A 25,984-nucleotide genomic window follows, 5' to 3' on the forward strand; every position below is an offset into this window, starting at 1 on the left:
ACTATTGCGGACCGACCTCAAATAATAGCTTGTCATGGGGAGTAATCTTTATGCTATAGTTCAAAAACATCATAATCGAATGAGTGGAAGACGGTGTGAATCCGTCACGGTGCCGCCACTGTGATCATCGTTCCTGAACGATGAAAGTCAGATACGCTATCGATTAGTTGGTTCATAGTACCTTCGCGCATTGAGGTGCTAGATCATTTGTGAGTGGATAAAAAACGGTATCCCCGCAGCCCCCAAAAGGTTGCGGGGATTTTTGTTTTTGAGGTGACAATGCCAAGGAAGCTGACCCTGATTAGACATGCTGGACTTCAAAACGCTCTGGACGGCTGTTACGTGGGACGGCTTGATGTGCCTCTCAGCGAGTCGGGCAAACAACATGCTGAACATTTGACTGATCGCTTACCGCTGGCCGAAATCGATGCCCTTTGGTGCAGCCCGGCCCGCAGGGCAAGAGAGACTGCAAAGCCTTTGAGCGAAAGACTGAAACTTGACTGCTTGGTTGTGGAGGATCTGAATGAAGTCAACTTCGGCCGTTGGGAGGGGTTGACCTTCGAAGAGATTAGGGCCACTGATCCTAATCTAGTCAATGATTGGGCTGAACTCAAAGAGGGCTTTTGCTTCCCCGAGGGTGAGTCGCACAGTGACTTCCAAAGGCGAATCAATACGCTTGCGAACGCTATAGCAATGTGTCACCACAACCATCTTGCGCTGGTAACGCACGGAGGTGTTATTTGCCATTTGCTATGTGAACTTATGGGCTGGCCAGCAAAAGATTATCTTAAAATCAACATACAGCGTGGTGGCTTTGCAACTCTCAACCTCTACCCTGAGGGTGCGGTGCTTACGGGGCTTTACAATGACTGAATCGGCGAACAGCCGGCTGATCTATATCAGTGGCGGCAGCCGTAGCGGTAAAAGCCGTTACGCTGAGTTGCGTGCAGTCCAACTGCCTGGACCTCGTACTTATATCGCGACATGCCCAGCGATCGATGCTGAGATGGATGAGCGCATTGCCCGTCATCGCCTACAGAGGGAGAAATATGACTGGTTGACCCTGGAAGAGCCCCTGGAATTGGCTCGGGTGCTTGGTGAATGTCAGGACAGTTCGGTGGTACTGGTCGACTGCCTGACCCTTTGGATTAATAATCTTCTCTATCGGGCGCAGCAAAACAACAAGGAGATCTCCGAAGAAGATATTACCACTTTGTGTACCGAGGTTGCTGTGGCGGCCAGACAAGGTAAGCGCACCATCATATTTGTGACAAATGAGTTGGGAATGGGGCTTGTCCCCGCTGATCCTGTGTCACGGCTCTATCGCGACCTTGTAGGGCGTTGTAATCAAACGATTGTGGGTCTTGCCGATGAGGCAGTGTTCGTTGTATCTGGCTGCCCGATATTTCTCAAAGGAGATGTAAAGAAATGACCTTGCACGAAAGCTCTCTTCTAAATCGTACCCTTGCGGCCATTGCTCCAGCCAACCGTGGAGCACGTGTGATGGCCAAGGAACGTCTTGACCAACTGGCTATCCCGCATTGGGCCTTGGGCCGATTGATGGATTTGGCCCTCGACCTCGCAGCAATGTCCGGCAGCCTGCACCCTTCTGTCAGTCGAAAGACGATTGCTGTCATGGCGGGGGACCACGGTATCGTAGCCGCTGGTGTCAGCAAGTTTCCACAAGCAGTGACTCTGGAAATGGTCCGTAATTTTGTCAATGAATCCGCCAGCATCAACGCCCTGGCTCGTCAGGTTGGAGCCAAGGTGACGGTAGTCGATACCGGCGTTGCTGGGGATCTAAGCGAATTGGTCGCTTGCGGTAAGATCATCGACAAGAAGATCGCACCGGGTACGGCAAACTTTGCCGAAGGGCCAGCCATGACACGCGAGCAGGCCGTGAGAGCGATTGAGGCCGGGATTGAGGTCGCTCAATCTCTGGGGGATCAAACAGATATATTCGGTACCGGCGATATGGGGATTGGCAACACCAGTCCGTCAAGTGCCATTATCTCAGTGATATGCAAGTATTCGGTTGCTGACGTTACTGGTCGCGGCACGGGTCTTGACGACGACGCACTGGCCAACAAGATCGTTATTTTAGAAAAGGCATTGAAGCTTAATCAGCCGAATCCGCAGGACGGTCTCGATGTTCTGGCCAAGGTTGGAGGTTTTGAGATCGGCGCCATAGCTGGTCTGATCCTTGGCGCGGCGGCGCAAAAGAAGCCAGTGGTGATCGACGGAATCATTTCTTCGGCCGGAGCGTTGATCGCCGACAGCCTGGCGCCCCAATGTAAAGATTATATGATCGCTGGTCATCGCAGTGCAGAGCAGGGCCACAAGATTGCTCTTGATTTTCTCGGCAAGAAGCCGTTGCTTGACCTTGACCTGCGCCTTGGCGAGGGGACCGGTGGGGCGGTGGCCATGAATCTCGTCGAGGCTGCGGTGGCAATTTTAACCGAGGTCGCGACTTTTGAAGAAGCCGCGGTTAGCCAGTCAAGTTGAAATTATTATTTTATTAATTATTCCAAGGTCTTGAAAAAGGAGAGTTGATGTTGTTTACGCAAGTTGAACATGCTGCCAAGGGAACCGTTACTCCGCAAATGGAAGCTGTTGCCCAGAAGGAAGGGTATGCCCCGGAGTATGTCCGGGAGATGGTCAAAGAGGGGAAGATTGTCATCCCTAACAATATCAATAGCAAGCCGAATCCGGTCGGTATCGGCAAGGGTTTGCGTACCAAGGTCAATGCATCCATTGGCACATCATCGGATATCATTGATTATGAAGCCGAAGTCCGCAAGGCCAAAGTTGCCCAAGAGGCTGGAGCAGATACTTTGATGGAACTTTCTGTCGGTGGCGATCTTGATCGTGTCCGGCGTGAGGTGTTGGCTGTGGTCGATCTGCCCGTCGGAAACGTACCGCTTTATCAGGCGTTTTGCGATGCCGCCCGCAAATATGGCAGCCCTGACAAACTTGACCCGGAAGAACTCTTCGACCTGATTGAAAAGCAGTGCGAAGACGGCTTGGCCTTCATGGCCGTTCACTGCGGCATTAACCGCTATACCATCGAACGCCTTCGTAAGCAGAACTACCGTTACGGCGGCCTTGTTTCCAAGGGCGGGACAGCCATGGTCTCCTGGATGGAGAAGAACAATCGAGAGAATCCCCTCTATGAGCATTTTGATCGGGTGATTTCAATACTCAAGAAATACGATGTCTGCCTGTCTTTGGGTAACGGTTTGCGGGCTGGAGCTATTCATGACAGTCACGACCGTGCCCAGATGCAAGAATTGATCATTAATTGCGAATTGGCGCAGATCGGCCGTGAAATGGGCTGTCAAATGCTGGTGGAAGGGCCTGGACACATGCCTCTCGATGAGATCGAGGCCAATATTCTGATTCAGAAACGCATGAGCAATGAAGCGCCCTACTACATGCTTGGGCCAATTTCCAGCGATATCGTCCCCGGTTTCGATCATATCAGCTCTGCCATAGGTTCGGCGCAGTCGGCTCGCTATGGAGCTGACCTGATTTGCTACATCACGCCGGCAGAGCATTTAGCTCTGCCAAACGAAGAGGATGTTCGTGTCGGCGTTCAGGCCGCGCGTGTTGCGACCTATATCGGCGATATGAACAAGTTCCCAGAGCGGGGGCGTGAGCGCGATAAGCAGATGAGCAAGGCACGGCGTGACATGGAATGGGAGAAGCAGTTTGAGTTGGCCCTGATCCCTGAGGAGGCTAGGAAAATCCGTGCTTCGCGCGTCCCGGAAGATGAAAAAACCTGCACGATGTGTGGTGAGTTCTGTGCCGCGAATGGTTCTGCCAAGCTGTTTACGGAGGAACTGGCAGGAGACAAGCTCTAGCCTGGATTATTTATGCAGCCTTTTTTTGCAGCCATAAGCTTTTTAACAATTGTGCGAATCCCACCCGCCTGGTGCGGTGACGAACAAGCCTTGGGACGCAGTTTGTCCTGGTTCCCGGTCGTCGGCCTGCTGATCGGCTGCGTGGCCGCGGTTTTTGATGGCCTACTGCGAACTTTGTTTCCCGGCTTGCTGGTACCGAGTGCGTTGACCATTATTCTCCTAATCTCTATCTCGGGCGGTTTTCATCTCGATGGCTTGGCCGACACTGCTGACGCCTTCATGAGCTCACGCTCCAAAGAACGGATGCTGGAGATCATGAAGGACAGTCGTTGCGGGCCGATGGGGGTCCTTGTCATAGTCGCGCTGCTGTTACTGAAGTTTGCGGCGCTGGCGTCGTTAGGTGGCGACTGGCGTACACCGACAATTGTTCTCATGCCGCTGGCCGGGCGGAGCGCCCTGGTCCTGAAAACCGTCAGCCTCAACTATGTACGTGACAGCGGACTGGTCTCGTTGTTTCAGCACGGCAACCGCGAGCGACACTACGGAATTACTCTTTTGCTTCTCGGTGGTGGCTCATTGTTGGCTTTTGGTCTTAAAGGGTTTTGGGTGCTGTTCGCCTGTTTGCTGGTTGCCTGGCTCTTCGCGCGTTACTGTCGGGCCAAGATCGGTGGCCTGACCGGGGACACGCTCGGAGCTGCCTGTGAGTTGCTGGAAGTGGTCCCCCCTCTGGTGGTGCTGCTGCTAATGGGAACCGGGGGGACGGTATGAAGTCGATTAACCTGACGCAACGCCATAGACACGGCGGCAATCTGCGTCAATTCAGTGCAGAGGTGGGCATTCCTGCCGACCAATTACTTGACTTTTCAGCCAATCTCAATCCGTTAGGCCCGCCAAAATGGCTGAGGGCGGAGATAAGCGCTCATGTCAGCGAACTCGTCCATTATCCCGATCCCGATTGCGACGAGTTGATCAAGGCTCTGGCAGAGGAGAATGGCTGCTTTCCCGATAACCTGTTGGTTGGTAACGGCGCCACTGAACTGCTCTATCTGCTCCCAAGGGCTCTGGGGGTTGAGCGGGCATTGATTCCCATGCCCTCCTATGCCGATTACGAAGACGCAACACGTCTGGCCGGCATCGAAGTTGAACAACTGTTTCTCAACACCGCGAATGACTTCGCCATCGATTTCGACAGAATGTCTGAGCGACTTCGGCCTGATCAACTGGTGCTGCTCGGCCAGCCGAATAATCCGACCGGTCGTCTCTGCGACATAGAACGTTTGCGTGAGCTGGTCAGTATCTCTCCACGGACATATTTTGTGATCGACGAATCCTTCATCGCTTTCGCCGATGACGGTCATAGCTTGCGCCATGAACGTCCCGCCAATGTGATTGTCGTCGAATCGATGACCAAGACTTACGCGATTCCCGGGTTGCGTCTTGGCTATCTGATAGCCGACGCCGCCATCGTCACTCAATTGCGTCGCTTGATGCCGGACTGGACGGTCAACTCTCTGGCACAAAGAGTCGGCTTCCGCGCTCTCGCCGACCATGAATATCGCCGCTTGAGTCGTGAGTACGTTGTTCAACAGCGCCTGGCGTTGTCCGGAGCATTGGCTGATTTGCCCGGATTGTATGTTTTCCCCGGTGACGCCAATTTTCTCCTGTTGCGCTTGGATGATGCGCGCATGAGCGCCGGCGAACTGGCGCGACGCATGCTGAAAAAAGGTGTTGCCGTTCGTGTTTGTGACAATTTTAAAGGTCTGGATCAAAACTACTTCCGCGTTGCCGTGCGTGGCGCCCAAGAACAGGACCGGTTGTGCAGTGTCCTGAAAGATATTCTGATGCCTGGCCGAACCGGAAGTCCCCGTCGGAAAACTCCTGCGATCATGTTCCAAGGCACCGGTTCCAATGCCGGCAAGAGTGTGCTGACCGCCGCCATGTGCCGCATCCTGCATCAGGACGGATACGACGTCGCTCCCTTCAAGGCACAGAACATGTCGTTGAATTCCTTCGTTACCAGGCAGGGTGGTGAGATGGGGCGGGCCCAGGTAGTGCAAGCCCAGGCTTGTCGACTGGAGCCGGATGTGTGCATGAACCCGATCCTGCTAAAACCGAACAGTGACACCGGTTCCCAGGTCATCCTCAAGGGTAAGGTCTGCGGCAGCATGCACTTTAGTGAGTACACAGATCGGCGTCAGGCTATGTTCGAGGTGGTAAAAGAAAGCTACGATACTCTTGCCGCCAAACACCAAGTGATTGTTTTGGAAGGCGCCGGCAGCCCGGCCGAAATCAATCTCAAAGACCGGGACATCGTCAACATGAACATGGCCCGCTACGCCGATGCGCCGGTTCTTCTTGTCGGGGATATCGACCGAGGCGGTGTTTTTGCCTCTTTTGTTGGCACTATGGAGCTGCTCTGCGAGGCGGAGCGACGGCAGGTGGCCGGATTCGTCATCAATCGTTTTCGCGGCGATCAAAGTTTTTTGACCTCGGCGCTGGAATATACTCTGCGCCACACAGGCAAGCCGGTTTTAGGCATAGTCCCTTACCTTGCTCAGCTAGGTTTGCCGGAAGAGGACTCGGTTTCTTTCAAGTCCGGGGGTTTTAAGCAAGAGATGTCGGCAATTGATCGTGTTGATGTTGCGGTGATCGATCTGCCGCATATCTCCAACTTCACTGATTTTGATGCGCTCTCCATCGAGCCGGATGTTCATCTGCGAATAGTGCGTAGCGCGGATGAGTTGGGCAAACCCGACGCCTTGATTCTTCCCGGAAGCAAAAACGTGCTCAGTGATCTCGACTATCTTCGTCATGGCGGCTTTGCTGAACGAATCGCCTCTCTTGCCAGTACTGGCCGTTGTGAAATCGTCGGCATTTGCGGCGGTTTTCAACTGTTAGGTCGTCAGATCAGTGACCCCCACGCCGTGGAGTCAGCGGGAACTTCGCGGACAGGTCTCGGTCTCTTGCCGATCGAAACGGTACTGGCCCCTCAAAAAATCACAGTACAGACCCGTGCCCGCCACATTCCGTCGGGGCGGGAGCTGGTCGGTTACGAAATCCACCATGGTCGCACCAAGGCCCTTGATGATTCCCTTGAGATTGTTGTCCGCAACAGGGATGACGAGATGCTTGGTGGCAGTGTTTACCAAGGCAGAGTCTGGGGGACCTACTTACATGGTGTTTTTGATGCCGATGAATTCCGCCGTTTTTTTATCGATGGCTTGCGTCGTAAACGAGGTTGGAGTGCCGAGGGCAGAATCCTGGTCCGCTATGATCTGGAACCGGCGTTGGATCGTTTGGCTGATGTGGTGCGCCAGACCCTTGACATAAAGGCCATCTACCGGAGGATCGGATTGTAATGCCGCTTGAGTTCCAGATAATTCTGGCCCTGGCCATGGATGCTGTTATTGGTGATCCGCGGTGGCTGCCACATCCAGTACAGGGAATCGGTCGAGGGGCGATGGCGCTGGAAAAACCGATGCGCAGGCTCATCGCCTCTGAAACCCTGGCCGGCCTGCTGACGGCGCTGATTGTGATCGCATCGACGGCGCTGATCTGTTGGTTCCTGGTCATGGTAATGACCGTGGTTTCGCCGTGGCTGGGAGATGCGATGTCTATTGTGATTCTCTATTTCGGTTTCGCTGCACGCGACCTAAGCCGCCACGCTCTGGATGTCAAGCATGCTCTGGAGGCTGATGACCTGGAACTGGCGCGCCGACAGGTGGCGATGCTGGTAGGCCGTGATACCGAAGAGCTTGACCATGCTGAGGTCTCCCGCGCCGCGATTGAAAGCGTCGCCGAAAACACCGTTGATGCGGTTACCGCTCCTCTGTTCTTTGCCTTAATCGGTGGACCGGTGGGCATTATGGTTTATAAGGCGATCAATACCCTGGATTCGATGTTCGGTTACAAAAATGACCGATATATCCATTTCGGCTACTTTGCCGCCAGGATCGACGACTTGGCAAATTTCATACCAGCTAGAATCACTGCGCTGTTGACCCCGGTTGCGGCGACTCTTTTAGATTTCGATGCGCGAGGTTCATGGCTTGTTTTCCGCCGCGATCGCCATAATCACCCCAGTCCGAATGGAGGCCAGATAGAAGCGGCCATGGCTGGAGCTCTGAATGTCAGGCTCGGAGGAGAGAACAGCTATTTCGGCCAACCGTCATTTCGTCCATATATGGGCGACAACAATAGGCCGCTCTGCGCGGAACGCATTGGAGAAACAGTCAGCCTGATGTGGGCAGTTTCTTTGCTGATGGCGGGCTTCGGTTTGATCCTACGCGGTGGTCTCGGCGCTTTGACTTAATGATTATGAGTGAAAAACGCAAGAATATCCTGATTTTTACCGGTGACGGCAAGGGCAAGTCGACCGCTGCCTTTGGTATGGCTGTGCGAGCCTTTGGCCATGGCCAGCGGGTGCTGATCATCCAGTTCCTCAAACAGGATCAGAGCGTTGGTGAGCTGGCTGGTTTGAAACAACTTGGGATTGGGGTGAAGCAGGTGGGGCGCGGCTTTGTCCCCCGGCCGGACCATTCGGCCTACGAGGAACATCGGCAGGCTGCTCGGGAAGGGTTTTCCCTTGCCTGTGAAGCACTGAACTCTGGGGAACACGATCTGATTATTCTCGATGAAATCTGCGGCGCGATCGCCAAGGGTTTACTGAAAGAGGACGAAGTGGTTAACGCCCTTGAAGCTGCGCCACCGGTGAATATCGTGCTCACCGGACGCGGAGCAACGGAACGTTTGATCGCGTCCGCCGATACCGTCAGCGAAATTCACCCAATCAAACATGCTTTGGCTGAGGGTGTAACCGCTCGGAAGGGGGTTGAGTTTTGAACGCGATTCCTTGTTTGCTCATGGCCGGTTCGCAAAGCGGAGTTGGCAAATCTTCACTGACCCTGGCTCTGGTAGCCGCTTTCCGACGTAGAGGTCTGCGCGTGCAGACTTTCAAGGTTGGCCCCGATTATCTCGACCCCGGTCATCTGGCGCATGTGTCCGGGCGCCCCTGCTACAACCTGGATGGGTGGATGGCCGGTGAAGATTATTGCCGTAGCCTGTTTGCGGATGCCTGCGCTAAAGCCGACATCGCCATCGTCGAAGGGGTGATGGGGCTCTTTGATGGCAGCAGCGCTGAATCTCTTTCCGGGAGTACCGCGGAGATGGCAAGCTGGCTGAAGTTGCCGGTGCTCCTGGTTGTCAACGCCCACGGAATGGCACGCTCAATAGCCGCTCTGGTCAAGGGGTACTCCGAATTCGACGAGCGAGTCAGTATCTCTGGGGTGATCGCCAACATGTGTGGGTCCGAGAGTCACGGTCGTTGGTTGCAGCAGGCTTTGGTGGCCGCGGCGGCGCCGCCGTTGCTCGGTACGGTGACACGAGATGCTTTTCCTGAGCTGCCGAGCCGTCATCTGGGCCTGGTCTCAGCTCAGGAGACGGATTGGAGTGCCCCTTTGATCGACCGGCTCTGTGAACTGGCGGAACACGCAATCGATCTGGATAAGCTTTTGCGACAGTCTGTAACGGTGCCACCGATAAAAGCCAGCGAGGAAAAGACCTTCCCCCGCACAGCCTGGAGAGGATTAAAGCTTGCCGTCGCTCGCGATGAAGCCTTTCAATTCTATTACGCGGATCTGTTCGATGCACTTCACGGCCGCGGGGTGGAGATCCAGTTCTTTTCACCTCTTGATGATGATTCCGTACCGCTGCATTGCGATGGTCTTTATCTCGGCGGCGGTTATCCCGAGCTGTATGGGCACAAACTCGCTGCCAACGAGGCGATGCGCCATTCCATCATGGAGTTCTGTAGCAGTGGCAAGCCGGTTTATGCGGAATGCGGCGGGTTGATCTACCTTTGCCGGGAAGTAGCGGTCGATAATGAGATATGGCCTATGGTTGGAGTCTTGCCGAGTCGGGCCCGCATGCTGCAAAAGCGCAAAGCCCTCGGCTATGTTGAGGCGACGTTACAGGTGCCTACGCTCTTCGGAGCGGTCGGAACCAGACTGCGTGGTCACGAGTTTCATTACTCGGAGTTGTGCGATGACCCCATCGGTAAAGACGGCTGGCAGGCTGCCTATCATTTGAGGAAAAACCGCGGTGCTCAGGTCAGAGATGAAGGCTATCAAAAAGGCAATATCCTGGCCAGTTATGCTCATTTGCACCTGGCATCTCAACCACAGGCGTTGGATTCCTGGGTTGAAAACATGTACGCCGCGCAGGATACCACAAGGAGTAACAATGAAAAGAGCTGATGGAAAACCGTTGATCCACGATCTCTATGAAAATCCTCTTAGCGGACCGGAGATAGAGGCACGTTCCTTTGCGGCCATCGACGCCGAAGTGGGTAATTATTCCTTGTCGCAGCCGCAGTGGGAAGTGGCGCGGCGCTTGATTCATACCACTGCTGATTTCACTATGGCCGAGTTGCTCTCTTTCAGTGTTGATGCTTTCGATGCTTCCCGTGAGGCACTCCAGGCTGGTGCCAAGATTTACGCCGACAGCAATATGATTCGTTCTGGAATTTCCATCGCCCGTCTACGACAGATCAACCCAGACTACAGCCACAAGGATATCTTCTGTCATGTTGCAGATGAGGATGTTGCAGCGCAGTCGAAAGACGTCGGTTTGCCTCGCTCGCTCTTTGCAGCCAGAAAAGCCAAGGCGATACTCCACGGCAGCATTGTGTTGCTTGGTAACGCTCCGGTCGCGCTCTTGGAAATCAACCGTTTGGCCATGGAGGAAGGGATTCGTCCAGCCCTGGTTATCGGCATGCCAGTCGGCTTTATTCACGTGTTGGAGAGTAAGGAAGAATTACTGAGGACCGGTCTGCCTTACGTTGTTCTTAATGGGCGGCGCGGTGGCAGTCCGCTGGCGGTAGCCTGCCTTCATGCCATGTGTACGGTAGCGAGCGGACAGGTTGGCATATGAACAAAATCTTTACTTTGATATTGATGCAGGTGGTTTTTATGTCCATTGCAATACAGGCAGATGCGAACGAGCTAAAAAGCAAACCGGCAATCGTTCTTGTTGCTTTTGGTACTTCGGTCGAGCCGGCGCGTAAGGTGTTTGATCATATCGACAGTCGGGTGCGCCAGCGTTACCCGGAGCACAATCTGCGATGGGCTTTTACCTCGCAGTTTATCATCGACAAGCTGAAACGGCGCGGGGTGGTAACCTACAACGTCGATGAGGTGATTACTCAACTGCGTGCCGAAGGGTTTGATCGCGTCGTCTTTCAGAGTCTGCATATTGCACCGGGGCAGGAGTACAGCAAGGTTCAGACGGCGAATACATCTGGTCTGCGGGTGGCCTTCGGTGATGCACTTATGACCAGTGATGAAGACATTGAGCGCACCATTGACGCCTTGCGACTGCATATCGATGTGCTGGAGCCCACTGTTATTGCCGCTCATGGCAACGATAAGTACCCCCGCTTCAATGAACGGATAGAAGCGTTCGCTGCGCGTATCGAGGCCGATTATCCGCGTTTGGTCGTCGCCAGTGTCGAAGGAAGTCCTGGTCTTGGCCCTTTGCAGAAGATTAAGGAGATGAAACCCGATCGGGTTAATTTCGTTCCCTTGATGATTGTTGCCGGCGACCACATTCTCAACGATGTGCTCGGCGACGAAGATGAGAGCTGGAAGCATATCATCGCCGCGCCGCAAGCCGAGGTGAGCGCGTCACTCGGTTGGAACGATGCCGTTCTGGATATTTATCTCGATCACCTTGAGGCGGCTTTGCAACAGGTGATGCAAGAAGGGCCTGTCCGCTGACATGCGATTGCTTATCTGTATAGTCCTGTTCGGTTTATTGCTCGGGGGGGGGGAATGCTTCTCCATGGAGAAGCGTGCGGCTGTCGACGACATGGGGCAACTGGAAACTTCAACACCAGGTCCCAGGCAGGCTGAAAATGCTGCGGCGATGAGCGTTAAAAGAGTGCGTCCCGAGGGTGAGACCGGCAAAATCCTGGCCTCCGAAAGGCACAGGAACAGTGACCCCGATAGTTATAAAAGCTGGAAGAGAAAATTATCCTTCTGGCCTCGCAAAGGCTTGATCCTGTTCGAGCTAATGGTCGTGATTACCATCGGCGTCCTGGTTGGACAGATATTGGAGGTGTCCGGTTGTGTCAAGATGCTCTCATGGGTGACTTTGCCGATCACCCGCTTGGGCAAATTGTCCCGGCATACCGGTCCGGCCTTTCTGATGGCATTTCAATCCGGCGCAGTGGCAAACAGCATGCTGGTTTCCCACCGCGACTGCGGTCAGATCAGCAACCGCGAATTGTACACCTCGGTTTATGTGGTCTCGGCCTTGTCGCTCTTCGCCCATCTGCCCACCTTCGTGGTCCCAATCGGCATTGCTTTCGGCTGGGAGGCGACCGCAGCTCTCTTTGGCGTGCGATTTTCCGCTATAGCCGTGCAGGTTGTTTTGACCTTGCTGGTCAGTCGTCAGATCTTCGGTCGGCTAGGTATTGGCGAAGAATTGCGGGGTAGGGATGTGATTACCGAGGTGCGTGAACACCGACAGCGCAAAAACGGATTTTGGCGCACTGTCTGGCAGCGTTCAAAGCTCACATTAAGACGGCTACTCTTTTATCTGCTGCCGACCTTTGCCTTGATGACGTCTTTGGAATATTACGGGGGGTTTGAGTGGCTTGCTAAGGCCATGCCTCAGCTCTTTACCTTTGATTTTCTGCCGCCGCAATCGTTGTTCGTTATCCCAGCCCAGGCACTGAGCCTGTACAACGGTGCAATTGCTGCGGCCAATTTTATCGACTCCGGGTCGATTACCACTCAGCAGGCGGTGATTATCATTCTATTCGGCTCGATGGTTACCGCGCCGGTGCGGACTCTCAAACATGGGCTACCGACCTATGTAGCGGTACTCGGCCCGCGAGCAGGAACTTTTATGGCAGTCAGTGCTCAGGTGCTGCGTATGCTGTTCCTGTTAATTTGCACCTGCGCCCTGATGGTTTACTGGTTTTAAGCCAGTTGAGGAGACTATGAAGAATTTGCAGATACCGACAATGCGGCCACAGCCTGGGCATTTTTATGCCGTCGGCATAGGTCCCGGTTCACCGGACATGCTGACAGTGCGAGCAGCGCGTTTGGTAGAAGGGTGCGATACGATAATTTCACCGCAAGCAAAGGGTTCGTCCAGGAGCCTGGCTCTGGAAGCCGTACAGCCTTTTGTCGATCGACAGGAGATTATTGTTAACAACTACCCGATGGAGCGTAATGGGGAAAAATCTCGCAAACGCTGGCATCTTTTCGCAGAAGAAGTCGTCAGGCGTTGCGCTGCGGGAGAATCCGTAGTGCAGATCACCTTGGGTGACCCGTTAATCTTCGCCACAAGCTCTTACTTGCTGCAAAGCCTTTCTGAAATGATGCCGGCGGCGAATATTCACGTCGTTCCCGGAATCAGTGCTTTTCAGATTGCCGCCAGTCGGTTTGCAGAGACCTTGACGTTACAGGAGGATCGACTGATGCTGATGTCGGCAACGGATCTGTCCGCCGTTGAGAGAGCCTTGGGACAATGTGAGACCCTGGTGCTGTATAAGGCTGGAACCTGTATCGACGCTTTGATGGATTTGCTATGTCGCCATAATCTGCTGGATCGTGCACGGTTGGTCAGTTGCTGTGAACAGGGAGAACATGAGCTGTTGCTTGACGATTTGCCCTCTTGGCAGTCTCGGCCCTTGAACTATATGACCACTATGATTGTACGAATCGGCAGTCGGCCCTGGCTAGAAGGGTAAGGAATGATGAGGGAAGGGATCAGCACAGGCAGTTGCGCTGCCCTGGCCGCAAAGGGTGCAGCACTTCTATTGTGCCGTAACGAAAAGGTTGGCACCGTAGAGATCCCTTTGCCAGACGGTGGTCGTTTGCTTTGGCCACTGGCGGAGCAGCGCCTAGAATCGGATGGGGCGGCCGCCGTCGTTGTCAAGGACGCAGGTGACGATCCCGATGTGACCAATGGTGCGCGTATTGAAGTAAGCCTTGAGAGGCGGAACGATAATAACGTCTGCTTTCACGCAGGTCGAGGAGTCGGCGTGGTGACTTTGCCTGGATTGGCGCTGGAGGTTGGAGAACCGGCAATCAACCCGACGCCGCGCAAAATGATTGAGGCGGCTTTGCGTGAGGTTACGGACTGGGGGCTGGATGTGACCGTCTCCGTTGAGGACGGGGAAGCACGGGCCTACAAGACTTTCAATCCGAAGCTGGGTATAGAGGGTGGTCTTTCGATTCTTGGCACCAGCGGGAGAGTTCGCCCATTCAGCGCCGCGGCCCTGCAGGATTCTCTTAAGTGCGCCATGGATATTTGTGCCGCATCCGGAACCCGTGCTCCAGTTTTTACTCCAGGCAATATTGGTCGTCGGGCTGCCCAGAACTATTTTAATCTTGCCCCGCAACAACTTGTCGAGGTGAGTAATGAATGGGGTTTTGTTCTGGAGAAATCATTAGTTTATGACTTCGAACATCTGCTGTTGATCGGTCATCCCGGTAAACTGGCCAAGCTCGCCATGGGGCAATGGCAGACCCACTCTACTCAATCCGACAGTGCCATCGAATATGTGTCCAGACTGGCGGAAACGTTGCTGTCGAGACGCATTGAAGAGCAGCAGACGGTCGAAGGGCTGTTCATGATGGGAATGCAGCCAATTGAACGGAAAATAGTTGCGGGGGCTTTGGCCGCCAAGATCAATGCTGCCGTTAGCAATGTATTTAGGTCCAACAGGCAGATCGCAGTCGTGCTGATCAATCTCAAAGGCGAGATGCTGGGTAGAGACGGAGCTTTGGAGATATGGCAATGAACGAGGCCGGAAAAATCATTGTCGCGGGCTGCGGGCCAGGGCATCCGGATTATATAACCGAAGCTGTCCGAATAGCTGTTTCCTCTGCCGAGCTGTTGGTTGGAACGCAACATCTGCTCGAGCTCTTCCCGGATTCTTTGGCGGAGCGGCTTGCCGTCGGCAAAGACATGGAGGCTCTTCTGAATCATATTGAGGAAGCGAGTCCTAGGGCTATCGTAGTCTTGACCAGCGGTGATACAGGTCTCTATAGCCTGGCTCGTACGCTGTTGAAACGCTTCGGGTTTCAGCGTTGCCGACTGATACCCGGCATCAGCGCCGTACAGGTCGCATGCGCGAGACTTGCTCTCGATTGGCATGATCTAAAGATCATCAGCGCTCACGGGCGTGAACCCGAATGTTCAGTTGGTGATCTGTCTGGGTTTAAAAAGATCGCCATTCTGGCAGGGACAGAGAACGCAAAACGATGGTCTGCCGCCATGCTAGAAGCTCTTGGGGATGCATATACCGCCATCGCCTGTGAAAACTTGACCTGGGAAGAAGAAAAAATCACGGAGCTTGACGCATCCGGGTTGCTCGCGGCCGAATTGGCCTCGCGCACGATTATTCTGTTGATAGCCAAGGAGGGGATATCATGACGGCGCAAACCCACGGGACCTTCTATGGTGTCGGCGTTGGTCCCGGTGATCCCGAACTGTTGACTCTGAAGGCGGTGCGCGTGCTGTCTTCTTGCTCCTGTATTTACGTGCCGGTCTCGAAGTTCAGTCGCCAGAGTTATGTTGGCGAGGTGGCCCGACGTTACGCAGGTTCCGACTGCGAAATTCGTGAGGTTGTTTTCTGCCTGTCGGCAAATACGGCGGAGAGAAGTCGGCATTGGCATGAGACTGCGGTTGAAATCGTCACACGTCTGCGCTCTGGTAAGGATGTGGCCTTGGTTACTCTCGGTGATGCCATGCTTTTTTCAACCTATATCTATCTTCTGCAGGCTTTGCGTGATGTTGATCCGGGTGCAGTGATCGAGACGGTGCCGGGGATTAGTGCTTACAGTCTGGCGGCAGCCCTGGCAGATGTTCCGCTTGGGCAGGGAAGGCAATCGTTGCTCGTGATGCCGGCTGTCACCGACATGTCGGAGGTCGAGAGTGCGGTTGTCGATGGTCGTAGCTTGGTTCTGATGAAAATCGGCGCACGGCTGCAAGCTGTTATAGACATCCTGGAACGTCTCGGTGCTCTGGAGAGAAGCGTTTTTGTCTCCCGCGCGGGATTGCCTGGGCAGAGGATTGAAACCGATTTAAGGTGCTTGCGAGACGCTGATGAAGATGCAGGAAATCTGGCAGTGATTATTGTGCAGGCGTCAGAATCACGGGCCTAATGCTTTTGTGGTCGAAAAGGAGTGCATTACGATGAAGGTGTTTTTTGTTGGTGCCGGTCCAGGCGACCCTGATTTGTTGACGGTTAAGGCCCGCCGCATCCTAGAAGAGTGTCAGATCTGTGTCTACGCAGGGTCTCTGGTCAGCCCCGAGGTGGTGGGGTTGACTCCTGAAGAGTGTGAACTACACGATTCAGCGGGAATGACTTTGGATGAAATAGAGACGGTTTTCGTTTCAGGGCTTGAGCGCGATATTGATGTAATCCGTCTACATACCGGTGACCCTTCTATCTACGGCGCTATTCGTGAGCAAATGAACATTCTTGACAGGCTTGGCATTAACTATGAAGTAGTGCCGGGAGTCAGCTCCTTTCAGGCCGCCGCCGCAGCTCTGAAAACCGAGTTGACCGCACCTGAAATTTCCCAGACCGTGATCCTTAGCCGTACTTCAGGGCGAACCCCTATGCCTGAGAAGCAGGAGTTGGCACATCTGGCCCGAACCGAGTCAACGCTCTGTCTCTTCCTTTCAGTGCATAAACTTGATGAGGTCGCCACTGAACTCGCGACCTATTACGGGGAGGACTGCCCGGTCGGGGTGGTTTACAGGGCGAGTTGGCCAGATCAAAAGGTGATCGAAGGGACCCTGAACGATATCGCGGCCAAGGTAACGAGCGCCGCTATAACCAAAACCGCCATGATCGTAGTGGGCCAGGCACTCGCACGCGATTTGCCGATATCAAAGCTCTACCATCGCGATTTCAGTCACGGCTACCGTGTGGCAGGGAACGATGGAAACGGAGACTCCTGATGAGCACGGCGGTGATCACCTTTTCACCTGAGGGGCTAAAGGTCATGCAGCGGATCTCGGCGGGGATGCAGGTTGATCAATATCTGCATCAGGCAATCGAAGCTCCCCAGGGTGTTCATGTTTTCGAGCGAGTCTTTGCCCTGACGGAAGAGATATTCCGTCGCTACCAGGCGCTCGTCTATGTGGCTCCCTGTGGCGTGGCAGTTCGGGCGATTGCCCCCTTGGTTAATCACAAGCTCAAGGATCCCGCAGTTATCTGTCTTGATGTCGGGTCCCGCCATGCCGTAAGCCTGCTCAGCGGCCATGAAGGCGGCGCCAATCAACTGGCCATAAACATCGCCAATCTGACCGGCGCCGAACCTGTGATCTCAACAACCACCGAGGCGGTCAAAACATTAACTATCGGTATCGGTTGTCGAAAAGGCAAAAGCGCAGATGAAATCTGCAAGGCGATAAGGGATGCGCTTGCGATGGTTGGGAGAAGCCTACAGGAGGTTCGATATCTGGCTACCGCCGATGTTAAAGCTTTGGAGCCTGGCCTGTTACAGGCATCGAGGGAGCTTCAAATCCCCTTACGTATTCTCGATTCGGAACAGATTCGCATTAGCAGCCTTCCTTTTGCGGAATCGGGATTTGTCCAGAAAAAAGTCAATTTGCCCGCAGTATCCGAGCCTGCGGCGCTGCTCGCTGGAAGGAGAACGTCATTAATACTCAAGAAAACAGTCTTCAACGGCATCACCGTAGCGATCGCCCGGGAAAATTGTTCCTCGTTGGCATAGGCCCTGGCAGTGTTCAAGATCGCACCCCCCGGGCTGCCGAGGCTATCAGCTCCTGCGATGTGATCGTCGGTTACGACCCCTATGTTGAGGCCGTTAGGGATTTGCTCACGACTCAGAAGGTGATGACCTCGGGGATGATGAAGGAAACGGAGCGCTGTCGTGCAGCCATTAACGAGGCACTGTCTGGCAAAAAAGTCTGTCTGATCTCATCCGGCGATGCCGGTGTTTACGGAATGGCAGGCCTGGCAATGGAGATGGCGGCGGCGGATAACGATACCGTTGACATGGAGGTTGTTCCGGGAGTTACCGCAGCTAATTCTGCAGCGGCCTTGATGGGTGCTCCCTTGATGCTTGATTCGGCGACTATCAGTCTGAGCGACCTGTTGGTCCCATGGGAGATGATCGTCAAACGTCTAGAGGCTGTTGCTGCCGCAGATCTGGTGGTGTCGCTTTATAACCCGCGCAGCAAGAGGAGAGTCCTGCAGTTGGAAGAGGCGACTCGGATAATGCTGCAATATCGACCAGGAACGACTCCAGTCGGTATCGCGACGGCGGTTGGCACAGAAGATCAATTCCTGGTTTTGACGGATCTGGATCATCTGCTCGAGCAAGAAGTTGGCATGCGCTCCATCGTCATTATTGGGAACAGCACCACCTGTCTATTGGGCGGCCGCATGGTGACACCCCGTGGATATTATCGATGACGAAAAAATCTTCTCCAAAAGTTCTTCTGCTTGGCGGAACCAGTGAAACGGCGCCCCTGTCCATGAAAATTGCTTCCGTGGGATGTCGTGTTCTGGTCTCGACCGCCACAGATGAACCTCTACCTGTTGGAGAACATCCTGGGGTCGGGTGCCGTTTTGGCCGTTTGGGATTGGCAGAGATGAAAAATCTGCTCGTTGCGGAAGGTGTCTTCGCTCTGGTCGATGCAACCCACCCCTATGCGAGTGAAGTCCATCAAACTGCCCGTCATGCATGTAACGAAACGGGTTTGCCTTACTTACGCTTTCAGCGACCTGAGTCTCAGGTACAAGAGGTCGGTTGGTTGTTTGCTGAAAACCATCAAGAGGCAGCTTTGCTTGCGTGTGAAACAGGACGGCCAATATTGCTGACGACCGGATCACGAAATCTGAGGCCGTACGTTCAAGAGGCAAGTCGGAACGAGATTCCCCTCTATGCACGAATACTGAAGCATGACGAATCAATCACCGCCAGCAATGATGCTGGCCTCGAAAAGAGTCAGCGTATCTTTGGCCGCGGTCCCTTCACCTACGAAGACAATGTTGCACTGATTCGCCGCTACCGGATCGGTGTTGTTGTGAGTAAGGAGAGTGGTCGAGCTGGGGGAATCAACGAAAAATGGCGTGCGGCTCGAGATGAAGGTTGTACGTTTGTGGTTGTAAAACGTCCCCTGGTAGAGCAGGGCAACAGTTTTGGCTGCATGGATGATCTGGTTCGAGAACTCCTGCAACTGATAGGAGGCTGGTTGCCGTTTCAATAACAGTCTGTCTGAAAAAATGAGGATAAATCCGAGGTGCTCAGTGAATAAAGAAACTCAGGTCTACCTGGTTGGAGCCGGCCCAGGCGACACCGGCTTGATTACCGTAAAGGGCTTAAAGTGCCTGCAAAAAGCAGATGTGGTGCTTTACGATAAGTTGGTAAATGTCGAGCTTTTAAAAGAAGCCCCAGAGGCCGCCGAGTTGATATATGTCGGCAAACAGAAAGGCAACCACCTGCTGCCCCAGGAACAGATCAATCAGTTGCTGGCAGCGAAAGCCTGCCTAGGCCGAATCGTGGTCCGTCTCAAAGGCGGTGATCCTTTTGTCTTTGGGCGCGGCGGAGAGGAAGCCGAATACCTGCAAAGCCAGTCGATCCCATTTGAGATCGTGCCCGGAGTTACTGCCGGTTTCGCTGCGGCAGCTTATGCCGGAATACCGGTGACTCATCGCGATCGCACCACCAGCGTCACTCTAGTGACCGGGCATGCCAAAGGTGAGAATGCTGAAGAACCGAAACTGAACTGGTCATCACTGGCTTCTGGTGACGGCACCTTGGTGTTTTATATGGGCCTAAGCAACCTTGACACGATTTGTCGTGAGTTAATAGCTAACGGACGTTCAGACGCGACTCCTGTAGCTATTATAAGTCGTGCGACTACCGATGATCAGCTTACGATGACGACTACTTTGGGGAATGCATACCAGGAGGTTGCCGATATTAATGTGCCAACACCAGCGGTTATTATTGTTGGTGAGGTTGTCTCCATGCGGGAGCAATTGCGTTGGTTCGACAGGTTCCAAGACTGAAAGGAGCAAGAGACAAGACTCTCGCCTGATCTTTGTTGGTCAGTGCAAATCGCCGGGTATTGACCCGGAAAAACTCGGAAATCTTGGCATTTCTGCTTGTGGGCACCCGTCACTGGTGAGGCTGGCCACAAAAAAGGGGAAATATCCCTAGACAGGGAAAATGAAAACCGTTATCATTTATTGAAAATAAGGTAAGGCTGGCTCCCGGTCTATGCAAGCGGCAAAAAGGGAAACAGCTCTTTATCTTGAGGTAGCCAATTACAGGGTTAACACTTGCTTGAAAGAAAATAAACGGCTCTTTAGATTGAGTTGAAAAAGATTATTAAATTCATGCCAGCGAAAGGAGGAGAAATCATGGCTAATGCCCGGCAGGGCGTATCCGGTTTGAGTGTAGGCGACAGTGAAAAGAATAACCGGCGAACGTATGACAGCCCCGAGCTTTTTGGGGAATTGCGTGAGGTGTCCATCGAACATGCCGGCAAAGAGTATCGCCTGAGAATCACAAGCAACGAAAAACATGGCGTGTTACAGGAAAGATTACGTGTTGTTGAAAAAAAAGCACTTTAACGTTTTGCCCTGAACCTGATTTCATTTGAGGCACGGAACGTATCATGGTCTTAGATACGTTCCGTGCCATGAATCGGACGTCTGAAAGAACGAGAAAAACAGGTTCTGAGAGAAACGGCAAGCCATGGATCGCGGAACATTTTCTTTCATATGAAGAATATTCCGCGATCCATGTCAGCGTCAGACTGACTGCATGGAGCGATGCCCAGATCCCATGACTAACTCCTGATCAGGAAAAGCAGGTTGGCGCTCTTCCTCCGTGCGTTCTGCCCAATTATTTATTCCCAAACTGTTCAATCAGCTTGGCGAATTTTTTCTCAAACCCGAGCGTCATTCTTTCCGTTGAAAAACCCGCCTCTTGCCACAAAAGGGCCATCATGGCCTGGCCGTAACAGATGTTGCAGTCGGACCCGTGATCGTCGAATCCTTTTTTGAGTTTCCCCTTCTTGAGAAAGCACCAACTCAGATCGGCATGGCCCATGGTGTCGCAGAAGCAGTAGCACTTGAATTTCTTAAGAAGTTCTGGCTCCTTTACCGCAATCATGTAGCCTGCCTCCACCGAATCGCTGGTAAAAACATACTGGGGGAATTTAACCGCATCCCAGTCTTCATCAGGGTATTTGCTGTCAAGAAGCGCCAGGGATTCCTGAGTCAAGTCGGCCATGCCGAGATTGAGTATGCGGTTGAATTCCTGGTCATCGCCGGCAAATACATGGCCCGCGGCCAACAAGAAGACCAAAACAGTAGCAATGACCGAAGTCAGGCGAAAAATGTTCGTTTTCATAAAAACCTCCATTCAGTTCGTTAAAAAGGCCAGATCAGGCCCCAGTTGGGGCCCCGAAACCATTGTCCGATAATGATAAAACCGACCTGGCTCAGCAGGAGAGCGCCAAAAAAGACATTGAGCAGGAGTCGATCCCTGGCAAACCACATCCCCGGGGGACTTGCAGTACGGTCAAGGTATGGCGCCAGCACAAAGAAAATAAAAAGAAACAGGGGAACGGCAACACCACCCCAAAAGGCCGAATAACTGACCAGTTCCTGGAAACCGACGAAATACCAGGGCGCTTTTGCCGGATTGGGCGGATGATTCGGATCGGCACGCTCAAAGAGCGGGGCATCGACTCCCAGGGCGAGAAAAAGGAGAAGGGCAAGGGTTAGCAGCGCCACGCTTGCTTCGGCGCGGTAAAGCCAGGGATCCACCGGGATTTTATCGCCCAGTTGATGGGGTGGTGAGGCAAGTCCCCCGTCTTTGCGAATGCGCCAGAGGTGCAGGCCAGTAAAAACCACGATAAGTGGTGGGATCACGCCGGCATGAAAAGCGAAGGAACGCAGCAGGGTTTCCACGCCGACCTGGGAACCTCCCAGCAAGAAACGGCGCAGCCCGTTACCGATAAAGGGGATATACTCGGCAAGGGAAGAGGCAACCTTGGTCGCCCAATAGGCAACCTGGTCCCAGGGAAGCACATAGCCCGTAAAATTGGCGAATAGAACCAGGAGCAGCAAAACCAAGCCGTATTGCCAGTTCAAAGAACGCGACTTGTAGGCCGCGGTGAAAAAGACGCGCGCCATATGGAGAAACACCAGAACGATGAGCGCATTGGCTGCAACGAAGTGGAGATTCCGAATCAGACGCCCAAAATAAAGGGTCGTGGTGATGTGCAGGATGCGCTCATAGGCCACGGCTGTATCCGGCACATAGTAGAGGAACAAGGTCGCCCCGGTGACCAACAAGACCCCCAGGCAGGTCAGGCAGGCCATGCCCAACCCTAGGGTCGTCGAGGGAGAAAGCGTGCGCCGGTAGACCATGACGGGGTGCAGGTGACTGAAAAAGTGACGTTTGGATGGCGGCATGGACCTAACCTCGTTTAACCCAGAGGGGCGAATCAAGGCGGGTGCTGCCCTGGATCCAAACCCGTCCGTTTTGAATGCGCACGGGCAGCCAGTCGAGGTCCCGGGAAGCGGGCCCCGATAGGACTTTGCCCGAAGACGCGAATTCACTGCCGTGACAGGGGCAGAAAAAACCTTGATCAACAGCGTTGACCAGGCACCCCAAATGGGGACATTCAAGACTCAACGCGCCAATATCCTCCCCCCGGCACAAAAGAGCGACACGCTGGCCGGGAAAGGCGCTCGTTCCCTCTTCAGGGAGGCTGTCCACCGCCGTCACGTCAGACCAGTGCCGCGAGGAAAAACGGCCGGCGGCCAGCCAGACCTGCGCAAAAATACCACCGAGGGCAGCACCAGCCACAGCCAAGGCGGGCATGGAGATAGCGCGAAATAACCATTGGCGCCGAGTCATGGTCGGTCTCCTGAGAATCGTCGGACTTTCTCTACCAGGGCCCACGCCTCCTCGTCACTGACAACTCCCCGCCATGCAGGCATGGCGGTCCCGGAGACACCATTGAGAATACCTCGCAGAATGCGTTCATCCTCAATGGCCGCAAAAAAGGGCGCGTTGGTCAAATTGCGGGGACGCGGCAGATCCCTGCTGGCCTCTGGCCCTTTTCCGGTGCCGCTTCTCCCATGGCATTCTGCACAAAACCGGTCATAGAGGCGTTCAGCTCGTTGCAGGGGCAGGGCATCCGGTCTGGGAGGCAGCGGTGTTTCCTCCACCTTGTCTTGACGGGAGATGCCAATGAAGGATTGGAAGATTAAATCGAGCAGGTCCTCTCGGGATTTTGCGGACAAAACATGCTCATAAGGCGGCATGGAGGTCCCGGAGATGCCCCGGGCGAGGCTGTCCCGCAACCGTGAATCAGTGACCCGCCGGAAAAACCCGTCATTGCCCAGAAAAGCCCGCGGAAACTGCGCCAGATTGGCTTGGATAAGTCCTTTGCCGTCGCCATTGGCAGCATGACACCGTTGACAGTGATGCATGTAGATTTCTTTCGCCTCCAGGTGATGCGCCTCTTCGGAGGTGCTTCCCTCCAAAAATTCGACCAGTTCCACCTTAGCTGCGGCGTTCAGCAGGGATGGCGGCATGGCAGCTCCAGGGATCAAACGCGACGGATGTTCCAGAAAACCTTCAAGGTAATCCCGGTCACGCATCTTGCCTACACGGGTGAGGTCGGGAGCAATGCGACCATCCTCCTCTTTATATTGATGACAGGCCAGACAGCCTCCCTGCCATAAAAGTCGTTCTCCCGCCACCAGAGAGGAATCTTCGGGGACGACGTCCGGCACCGCCACAGCGGGGCGACCTGCCGTCACCCACATGGGAGAGGTAAAGAGGGGGGCCTCCACCCGACTCTTGAGAAAATAAGTGAGGTCACGCACCTGATTGCGGGAGAGGGGAAAGCGCGGCATGGTCGAGTTGTCAGGCTCGGCGCGGGGGTCTCGAATGGCCTTTTCCAGTTGAGCCAGTCCCAGCTGCGAACCGACATGGCTCAGGTCCGGACCGAATCCGCTATCCTCAGGCATGCCGTTCAAATAGTGACAGAGATAGCAGGCCTTTTGCCGAAAAAGTCGGTAGCCGTTCCAGGCCTTCTCTGCTCCCGGCAGAACTTCCAGTTCATGACAAACATAGCATCGCCCCTGCACTTGCTGTCCCTGCAGCACTTGCCGTCCTCCCAGTCCAGGCAGGCCATGGGAGAATGTACGGTCCATCGCCATCCCTTCACCAAGATGACAGCCTGTGCAGCCCAGGCGTTCCGGCGCGTGAGGAGTGATGTCAGGATGCGAGGCACTCATCCAATGGGTGCCTTCCCAGGTGGGACTTCCTCCCTCCGTATGACAGGTCGTGCAATGTTCACGGACGGGGCTGCCTCCCAGGTTGACAGTAATATCCGCGATAGTCCCATGGAATTGGTGATCGTGATTGTCACCGGTCAGGAGGGCGAGCAGGGAAGCGGCCAGCACCAGCAAACTGGCGACGGCCAAAAGGGGGCTTATCCAGCGGGGGGGTGGGGTTTCTCCTTTTGGCAATTGTTTATCTTGTGTCAACGCATACCCCCGAAATCATCCTGTGCAGCGGCGCTTCTGCTGCCCGTCTTGACGACCAGCGTTCAGGGCCTGATCAATGCCGGACAATCAGTCCCGCTCCACCTGAAGGCTGACAGAGCGGAGTATCTCCTGCATCTCCCGGTAATCTTCCGGATTGCGCTTGAAGTCCGTGTAGTACAGGTAAAACCAATGGCGATCGGCAAAACCGATCACGCCACAAAACAAAACCGGTTCATCATGCCTGCGATAGGTCGCTTCAAGCTGATAGGCGTATTGAGCCCCCGGGATGCGTATTTTCTCGACGTCATGCTTTACGTCGCTGAGCCCTTCTTCGCCTTGCAGGGCCTTTCCGGCGAAGGCCGCCGACCGCTTCACCGCTTGCCGCCCAGGAGCCGGCTCGCCCTCTCTAAGAGCGCTGAAATCAACAGCCAGCCAGGCCCCACTTTCGGCATTGACAATAAAAAGCTCATTGACGGAAAGGATGTCGCGTGCCACTTCTGCTGGATCTTCTTTCCCGGCCTTTCTCAGCATCTCCTGCCCCAGATGGGTAGCGGTCTCCTGCACCAGGGGCTCGGGAGGCGAGGCACTTACCTGCCAGTGGTCACCGGGCAATTCAGCATGCAAAAGGATACCAGGCACCACTTCAATGGTTGCACCGAACGCCGTTAGCGGAACAACCAGCAACAGAATTAAAAAAACAAGGTGTTTCATTTATCAATACTCTCCAGATTTCTGCCGGCCCAAGCCGGGCACAAACGACAGGGGGGCAATTAAAGGTTTCGGGCGGACTCACATCTTTTTAGCAGGTTTCAGGCCAAGCCCAATCCTCCGCCACAGGAACGGCTACCGAAAGCCAGGAGATCGTCAAAATGCCGGGCCCAAGTAACATTTGACTGCAGACTCATCCCTGTTTTTAGGAATTCAATCCGCGCGCCACTGCTTTTCCCCAGCTTTCCTCTGTTGAATATTGCCAAAGGCTGTAGATTATCCCACAAAAAAACATCCCGACAGCCTGGCTGGTCTTCTAATAATTTCGATGGATCTTTCGAGAAGCTTCTGCAGGACTTTGGCAGATAGCCGCCTCCCTGGCCACTTCTCCATCTAACTCACCATCATCAAACAGCAGGTCGCTGACCACAAAGCTCTCCAATAGCCACATCCCCCTCCATAAAACAGAGGAGGTGAGGTCCCGGAACATCATAAAGGGTGATAAATAATCGGATAAACCTGTTGAGTGTCAGCGATGTCGTGGCACTCAACACTTAACCATTATGACCACCAGTTTTCTCTATGGGCCAATCTGCAAATGCAATGAAATAAAGTAAAAAGAGATTAGCGACGGGAATCAGAATGAGAATTCCCAGCCAGCCCGGATATCCAGCGCGCTGGCAGATACGCCAGACCGGGATGACGACCACAACGCCGATCACCAGCATCCACAGCCAATGACCTCCCCACATGGTGTTGTTATACATATGATTCCCCATCATGGTATGCCCCTCCTTTCAATTCCGTGTTTGAGTGGTTGTGTTTATCC

Annotated in this window: 28 protein-coding genes and 1 riboswitch; of the genes, 22 read left to right on the forward strand and 6 right to left on the reverse strand. The window is 54.1% G+C overall.

The genetic code is table 11. The features are described from left to right. The first annotated feature begins 39 nt into the window (after positions 1 to 39). Positions 40 to 176, forward strand: a riboswitch (cobalamin riboswitch). Between the two features lie 37 nt (positions 177 to 213). From AOP6_RS03970 to hemP, 22 genes are all read left to right on the forward strand, one after another. Then, a complete protein-coding gene (locus tag AOP6_RS03970; protein ID WP_155875329.1) occupies positions 214 to 873 on the forward strand; it encodes a histidine phosphatase family protein in 660 nt (219 codons plus the stop codon). Beyond that, positions 866 to 1,432, forward strand: coding sequence for a bifunctional adenosylcobinamide kinase/adenosylcobinamide-phosphate guanylyltransferase (gene cobU / locus AOP6_RS03975; protein ID WP_155875330.1), 567 nt, complete (start codon positions 866 to 868; stop codon positions 1,430 to 1,432). Before AOP6_RS03970 ends, cobU begins: the two co-directional genes overlap by 8 nt. Beyond that, a complete protein-coding gene (cobT, locus tag AOP6_RS03980; protein ID WP_155875331.1) occupies positions 1,429 to 2,505 on the forward strand; it encodes a nicotinate-nucleotide--dimethylbenzimidazole phosphoribosyltransferase in 1,077 nt (358 codons plus the stop codon). Before cobU ends, cobT begins: the two co-directional genes overlap by 4 nt. A 50-nt stretch (positions 2,506 to 2,555) precedes the next feature. Then, positions 2,556 to 3,863 carry a phosphomethylpyrimidine synthase ThiC gene (gene thiC / locus AOP6_RS03985; RefSeq protein WP_155877640.1) on the forward strand — a complete coding sequence of 436 codons (1,308 nt, stop codon included), beginning with the start codon at positions 2,556 to 2,558 and terminating at the stop codon, positions 3,861 to 3,863. A gap of 12 nt (positions 3,864 to 3,875) precedes the next feature. Next, positions 3,876 to 4,631, forward strand: a complete 756-nt coding sequence (cobS, locus tag AOP6_RS03990; RefSeq protein ID WP_155875332.1) for an adenosylcobinamide-GDP ribazoletransferase — start codon at positions 3,876 to 3,878, stop codon at positions 4,629 to 4,631. Beyond that, entirely contained in the window at positions 4,628 to 7,222 is a 2,595-nt protein-coding gene (locus tag AOP6_RS03995; RefSeq protein ID WP_155875333.1) for a cobyric acid synthase, read from the forward strand. The genes cobS and AOP6_RS03995 overlap by 4 nt, the downstream gene beginning before the upstream one ends. Next, complete coding sequence (gene cbiB / locus AOP6_RS04000; protein WP_155875334.1) at positions 7,222 to 8,175, forward strand: adenosylcobinamide-phosphate synthase CbiB; 954 nt, start codon at positions 7,222 to 7,224, stop codon at positions 8,173 to 8,175. The genes AOP6_RS03995 and cbiB overlap by 1 nt, the downstream gene beginning before the upstream one ends. 5 nt (positions 8,176 to 8,180) lie before the next feature. After that, positions 8,181 to 8,705, forward strand: a complete 525-nt coding sequence (locus tag AOP6_RS04005; RefSeq protein ID WP_155875335.1) for a cob(I)yrinic acid a,c-diamide adenosyltransferase — start codon at positions 8,181 to 8,183, stop codon at positions 8,703 to 8,705. Next, positions 8,702 to 10,117 carry a cobyrinate a,c-diamide synthase gene (locus tag AOP6_RS04010; RefSeq protein ID WP_225897349.1) on the forward strand — a complete coding sequence of 472 codons (1,416 nt, stop codon included), beginning with the start codon at positions 8,702 to 8,704 and terminating at the stop codon, positions 10,115 to 10,117. The genes AOP6_RS04005 and AOP6_RS04010 overlap by 4 nt, the downstream gene beginning before the upstream one ends. Beyond that, a complete protein-coding gene (locus AOP6_RS04015; protein WP_155875336.1) occupies positions 10,104 to 10,793 on the forward strand; it encodes a precorrin-8X methylmutase in 690 nt (229 codons plus the stop codon). Before AOP6_RS04010 ends, AOP6_RS04015 begins: the two co-directional genes overlap by 14 nt. After that, on the forward strand, positions 10,790 to 11,638 hold the full coding sequence (locus tag AOP6_RS04020) for a sirohydrochlorin cobaltochelatase (RefSeq protein ID WP_155875337.1): 849 nt from the start codon (positions 10,790 to 10,792) through the stop codon (positions 11,636 to 11,638). Before AOP6_RS04015 ends, AOP6_RS04020 begins: the two co-directional genes overlap by 4 nt. A 64-nt stretch (positions 11,639 to 11,702) precedes the next feature. After that, entirely contained in the window at positions 11,703 to 12,851 is a 1,149-nt protein-coding gene (locus AOP6_RS04025; RefSeq protein ID WP_213194749.1) for a nucleoside recognition protein, read from the forward strand. A gap of 16 nt (positions 12,852 to 12,867) precedes the next feature. Further along, complete coding sequence (cobI, locus tag AOP6_RS04030) at positions 12,868 to 13,623, forward strand: precorrin-2 C(20)-methyltransferase (RefSeq protein WP_155875338.1); 756 nt, start codon at positions 12,868 to 12,870, stop codon at positions 13,621 to 13,623. A gap of 3 nt (positions 13,624 to 13,626) precedes the next feature. Continuing rightward, positions 13,627 to 14,679: a cobalt-precorrin-5B (C(1))-methyltransferase CbiD gene (cbiD, locus tag AOP6_RS04035; protein ID WP_155875339.1), complete on the forward strand. Its 1,053-nt coding sequence runs from the start codon at positions 13,627 to 13,629 to the stop codon at positions 14,677 to 14,679. Continuing rightward, entirely contained in the window at positions 14,676 to 15,314 is a 639-nt protein-coding gene (gene cbiE / locus AOP6_RS04040) for a precorrin-6y C5,15-methyltransferase (decarboxylating) subunit CbiE (protein ID WP_213194750.1), read from the forward strand. Before cbiD ends, cbiE begins: the two co-directional genes overlap by 4 nt. Then, a complete protein-coding gene (cobI, locus tag AOP6_RS04045) occupies positions 15,311 to 16,045 on the forward strand; it encodes a precorrin-2 C(20)-methyltransferase (RefSeq protein ID WP_155875341.1) in 735 nt (244 codons plus the stop codon). The genes cbiE and cobI (AOP6_RS04045) overlap by 4 nt, the downstream gene beginning before the upstream one ends. A 31-nt stretch (positions 16,046 to 16,076) precedes the next feature. After that, positions 16,077 to 16,850 carry a precorrin-4 C(11)-methyltransferase gene (gene cobM / locus AOP6_RS04050; RefSeq protein WP_155875342.1) on the forward strand — a complete coding sequence of 258 codons (774 nt, stop codon included), beginning with the start codon at positions 16,077 to 16,079 and terminating at the stop codon, positions 16,848 to 16,850. Beyond that, positions 16,850 to 17,629, forward strand: a complete 780-nt coding sequence (locus AOP6_RS04055) for a cobalamin biosynthesis protein (RefSeq protein WP_155875343.1) — start codon at positions 16,850 to 16,852, stop codon at positions 17,627 to 17,629. Before cobM ends, AOP6_RS04055 begins: the two co-directional genes overlap by 1 nt. Further along, on the forward strand, positions 17,611 to 18,333 hold the full coding sequence (gene cobJ, locus AOP6_RS04060) for a precorrin-3B C(17)-methyltransferase (protein WP_155875344.1): 723 nt from the start codon (positions 17,611 to 17,613) through the stop codon (positions 18,331 to 18,333). The genes AOP6_RS04055 and cobJ overlap by 19 nt, the downstream gene beginning before the upstream one ends. Then, a complete protein-coding gene (gene cobK / locus AOP6_RS04065) occupies positions 18,330 to 19,130 on the forward strand; it encodes a precorrin-6A reductase (protein WP_155875345.1) in 801 nt (266 codons plus the stop codon). The genes cobJ and cobK overlap by 4 nt, the downstream gene beginning before the upstream one ends. Positions 19,131 to 19,170: 40 nt before the next feature. Next, positions 19,171 to 19,935, forward strand: coding sequence for a uroporphyrinogen-III C-methyltransferase (gene cobA, locus AOP6_RS04070; protein WP_225897350.1), 765 nt, complete (start codon positions 19,171 to 19,173; stop codon positions 19,933 to 19,935). Positions 19,936 to 20,289: 354 nt separating this feature from the next. Continuing rightward, positions 20,290 to 20,502: a hemin uptake protein HemP gene (gene hemP / locus AOP6_RS04075; RefSeq protein ID WP_155875347.1), complete on the forward strand. Its 213-nt coding sequence runs from the start codon at positions 20,290 to 20,292 to the stop codon at positions 20,500 to 20,502. A 274-nt stretch (positions 20,503 to 20,776) separates the two neighbouring features. Here the strand turns inward: hemP and AOP6_RS04080 are convergent, their stop codons facing one another. From AOP6_RS04080 to AOP6_RS04105, 6 genes are all read right to left on the reverse strand, one after another. After that, the gene (locus AOP6_RS04080) at positions 20,777 to 21,286 is read right to left on the reverse strand and encodes a PCYCGC motif-containing (lipo)protein (protein WP_213194751.1); all 510 of its coding nucleotides are present in this window, start codon (positions 21,284 to 21,286) and stop codon (positions 20,777 to 20,779) included. Positions 21,287 to 21,306: 20 nt separating this feature from the next. Then, positions 21,307 to 22,356, reverse strand: a complete 1,050-nt coding sequence (locus tag AOP6_RS04085; RefSeq protein WP_155875349.1) for a cytochrome b N-terminal domain-containing protein — start codon at positions 22,354 to 22,356, stop codon at positions 21,307 to 21,309. A 4-nt stretch (positions 22,357 to 22,360) separates the two neighbouring features. Beyond that, positions 22,361 to 22,804 (reverse strand): Rieske (2Fe-2S) protein, encoded by a 444-nt coding sequence (locus AOP6_RS04090; protein WP_155875350.1) that lies wholly within the window; start codon positions 22,802 to 22,804, stop codon positions 22,361 to 22,363. Further along, positions 22,801 to 24,384 (reverse strand): c-type cytochrome, encoded by a 1,584-nt coding sequence (locus AOP6_RS04095; RefSeq protein WP_155875351.1) that lies wholly within the window; start codon positions 24,382 to 24,384, stop codon positions 22,801 to 22,803. Before AOP6_RS04095 ends, AOP6_RS04090 begins: the two co-directional genes overlap by 4 nt. A gap of 150 nt (positions 24,385 to 24,534) precedes the next feature. Continuing rightward, positions 24,535 to 25,158 carry a hypothetical protein gene (locus tag AOP6_RS04100; protein WP_155875352.1) on the reverse strand — a complete coding sequence of 208 codons (624 nt, stop codon included), beginning with the start codon at positions 25,156 to 25,158 and terminating at the stop codon, positions 24,535 to 24,537. Between the two features lie 551 nt (positions 25,159 to 25,709). After that, the gene (locus AOP6_RS04105; RefSeq protein ID WP_155875353.1) at positions 25,710 to 25,937 is read right to left on the reverse strand and encodes a hypothetical protein; all 228 of its coding nucleotides are present in this window, start codon (positions 25,935 to 25,937) and stop codon (positions 25,710 to 25,712) included. Positions 25,938 to 25,984: the final 47 nt, after the last annotated feature.

Source organism: Desulfuromonas sp. AOP6 (assembly GCF_009731355.2).
Classification (GTDB): domain Bacteria; phylum Desulfobacterota; class Desulfuromonadia; order Desulfuromonadales; family SZUA-540; genus SZUA-540.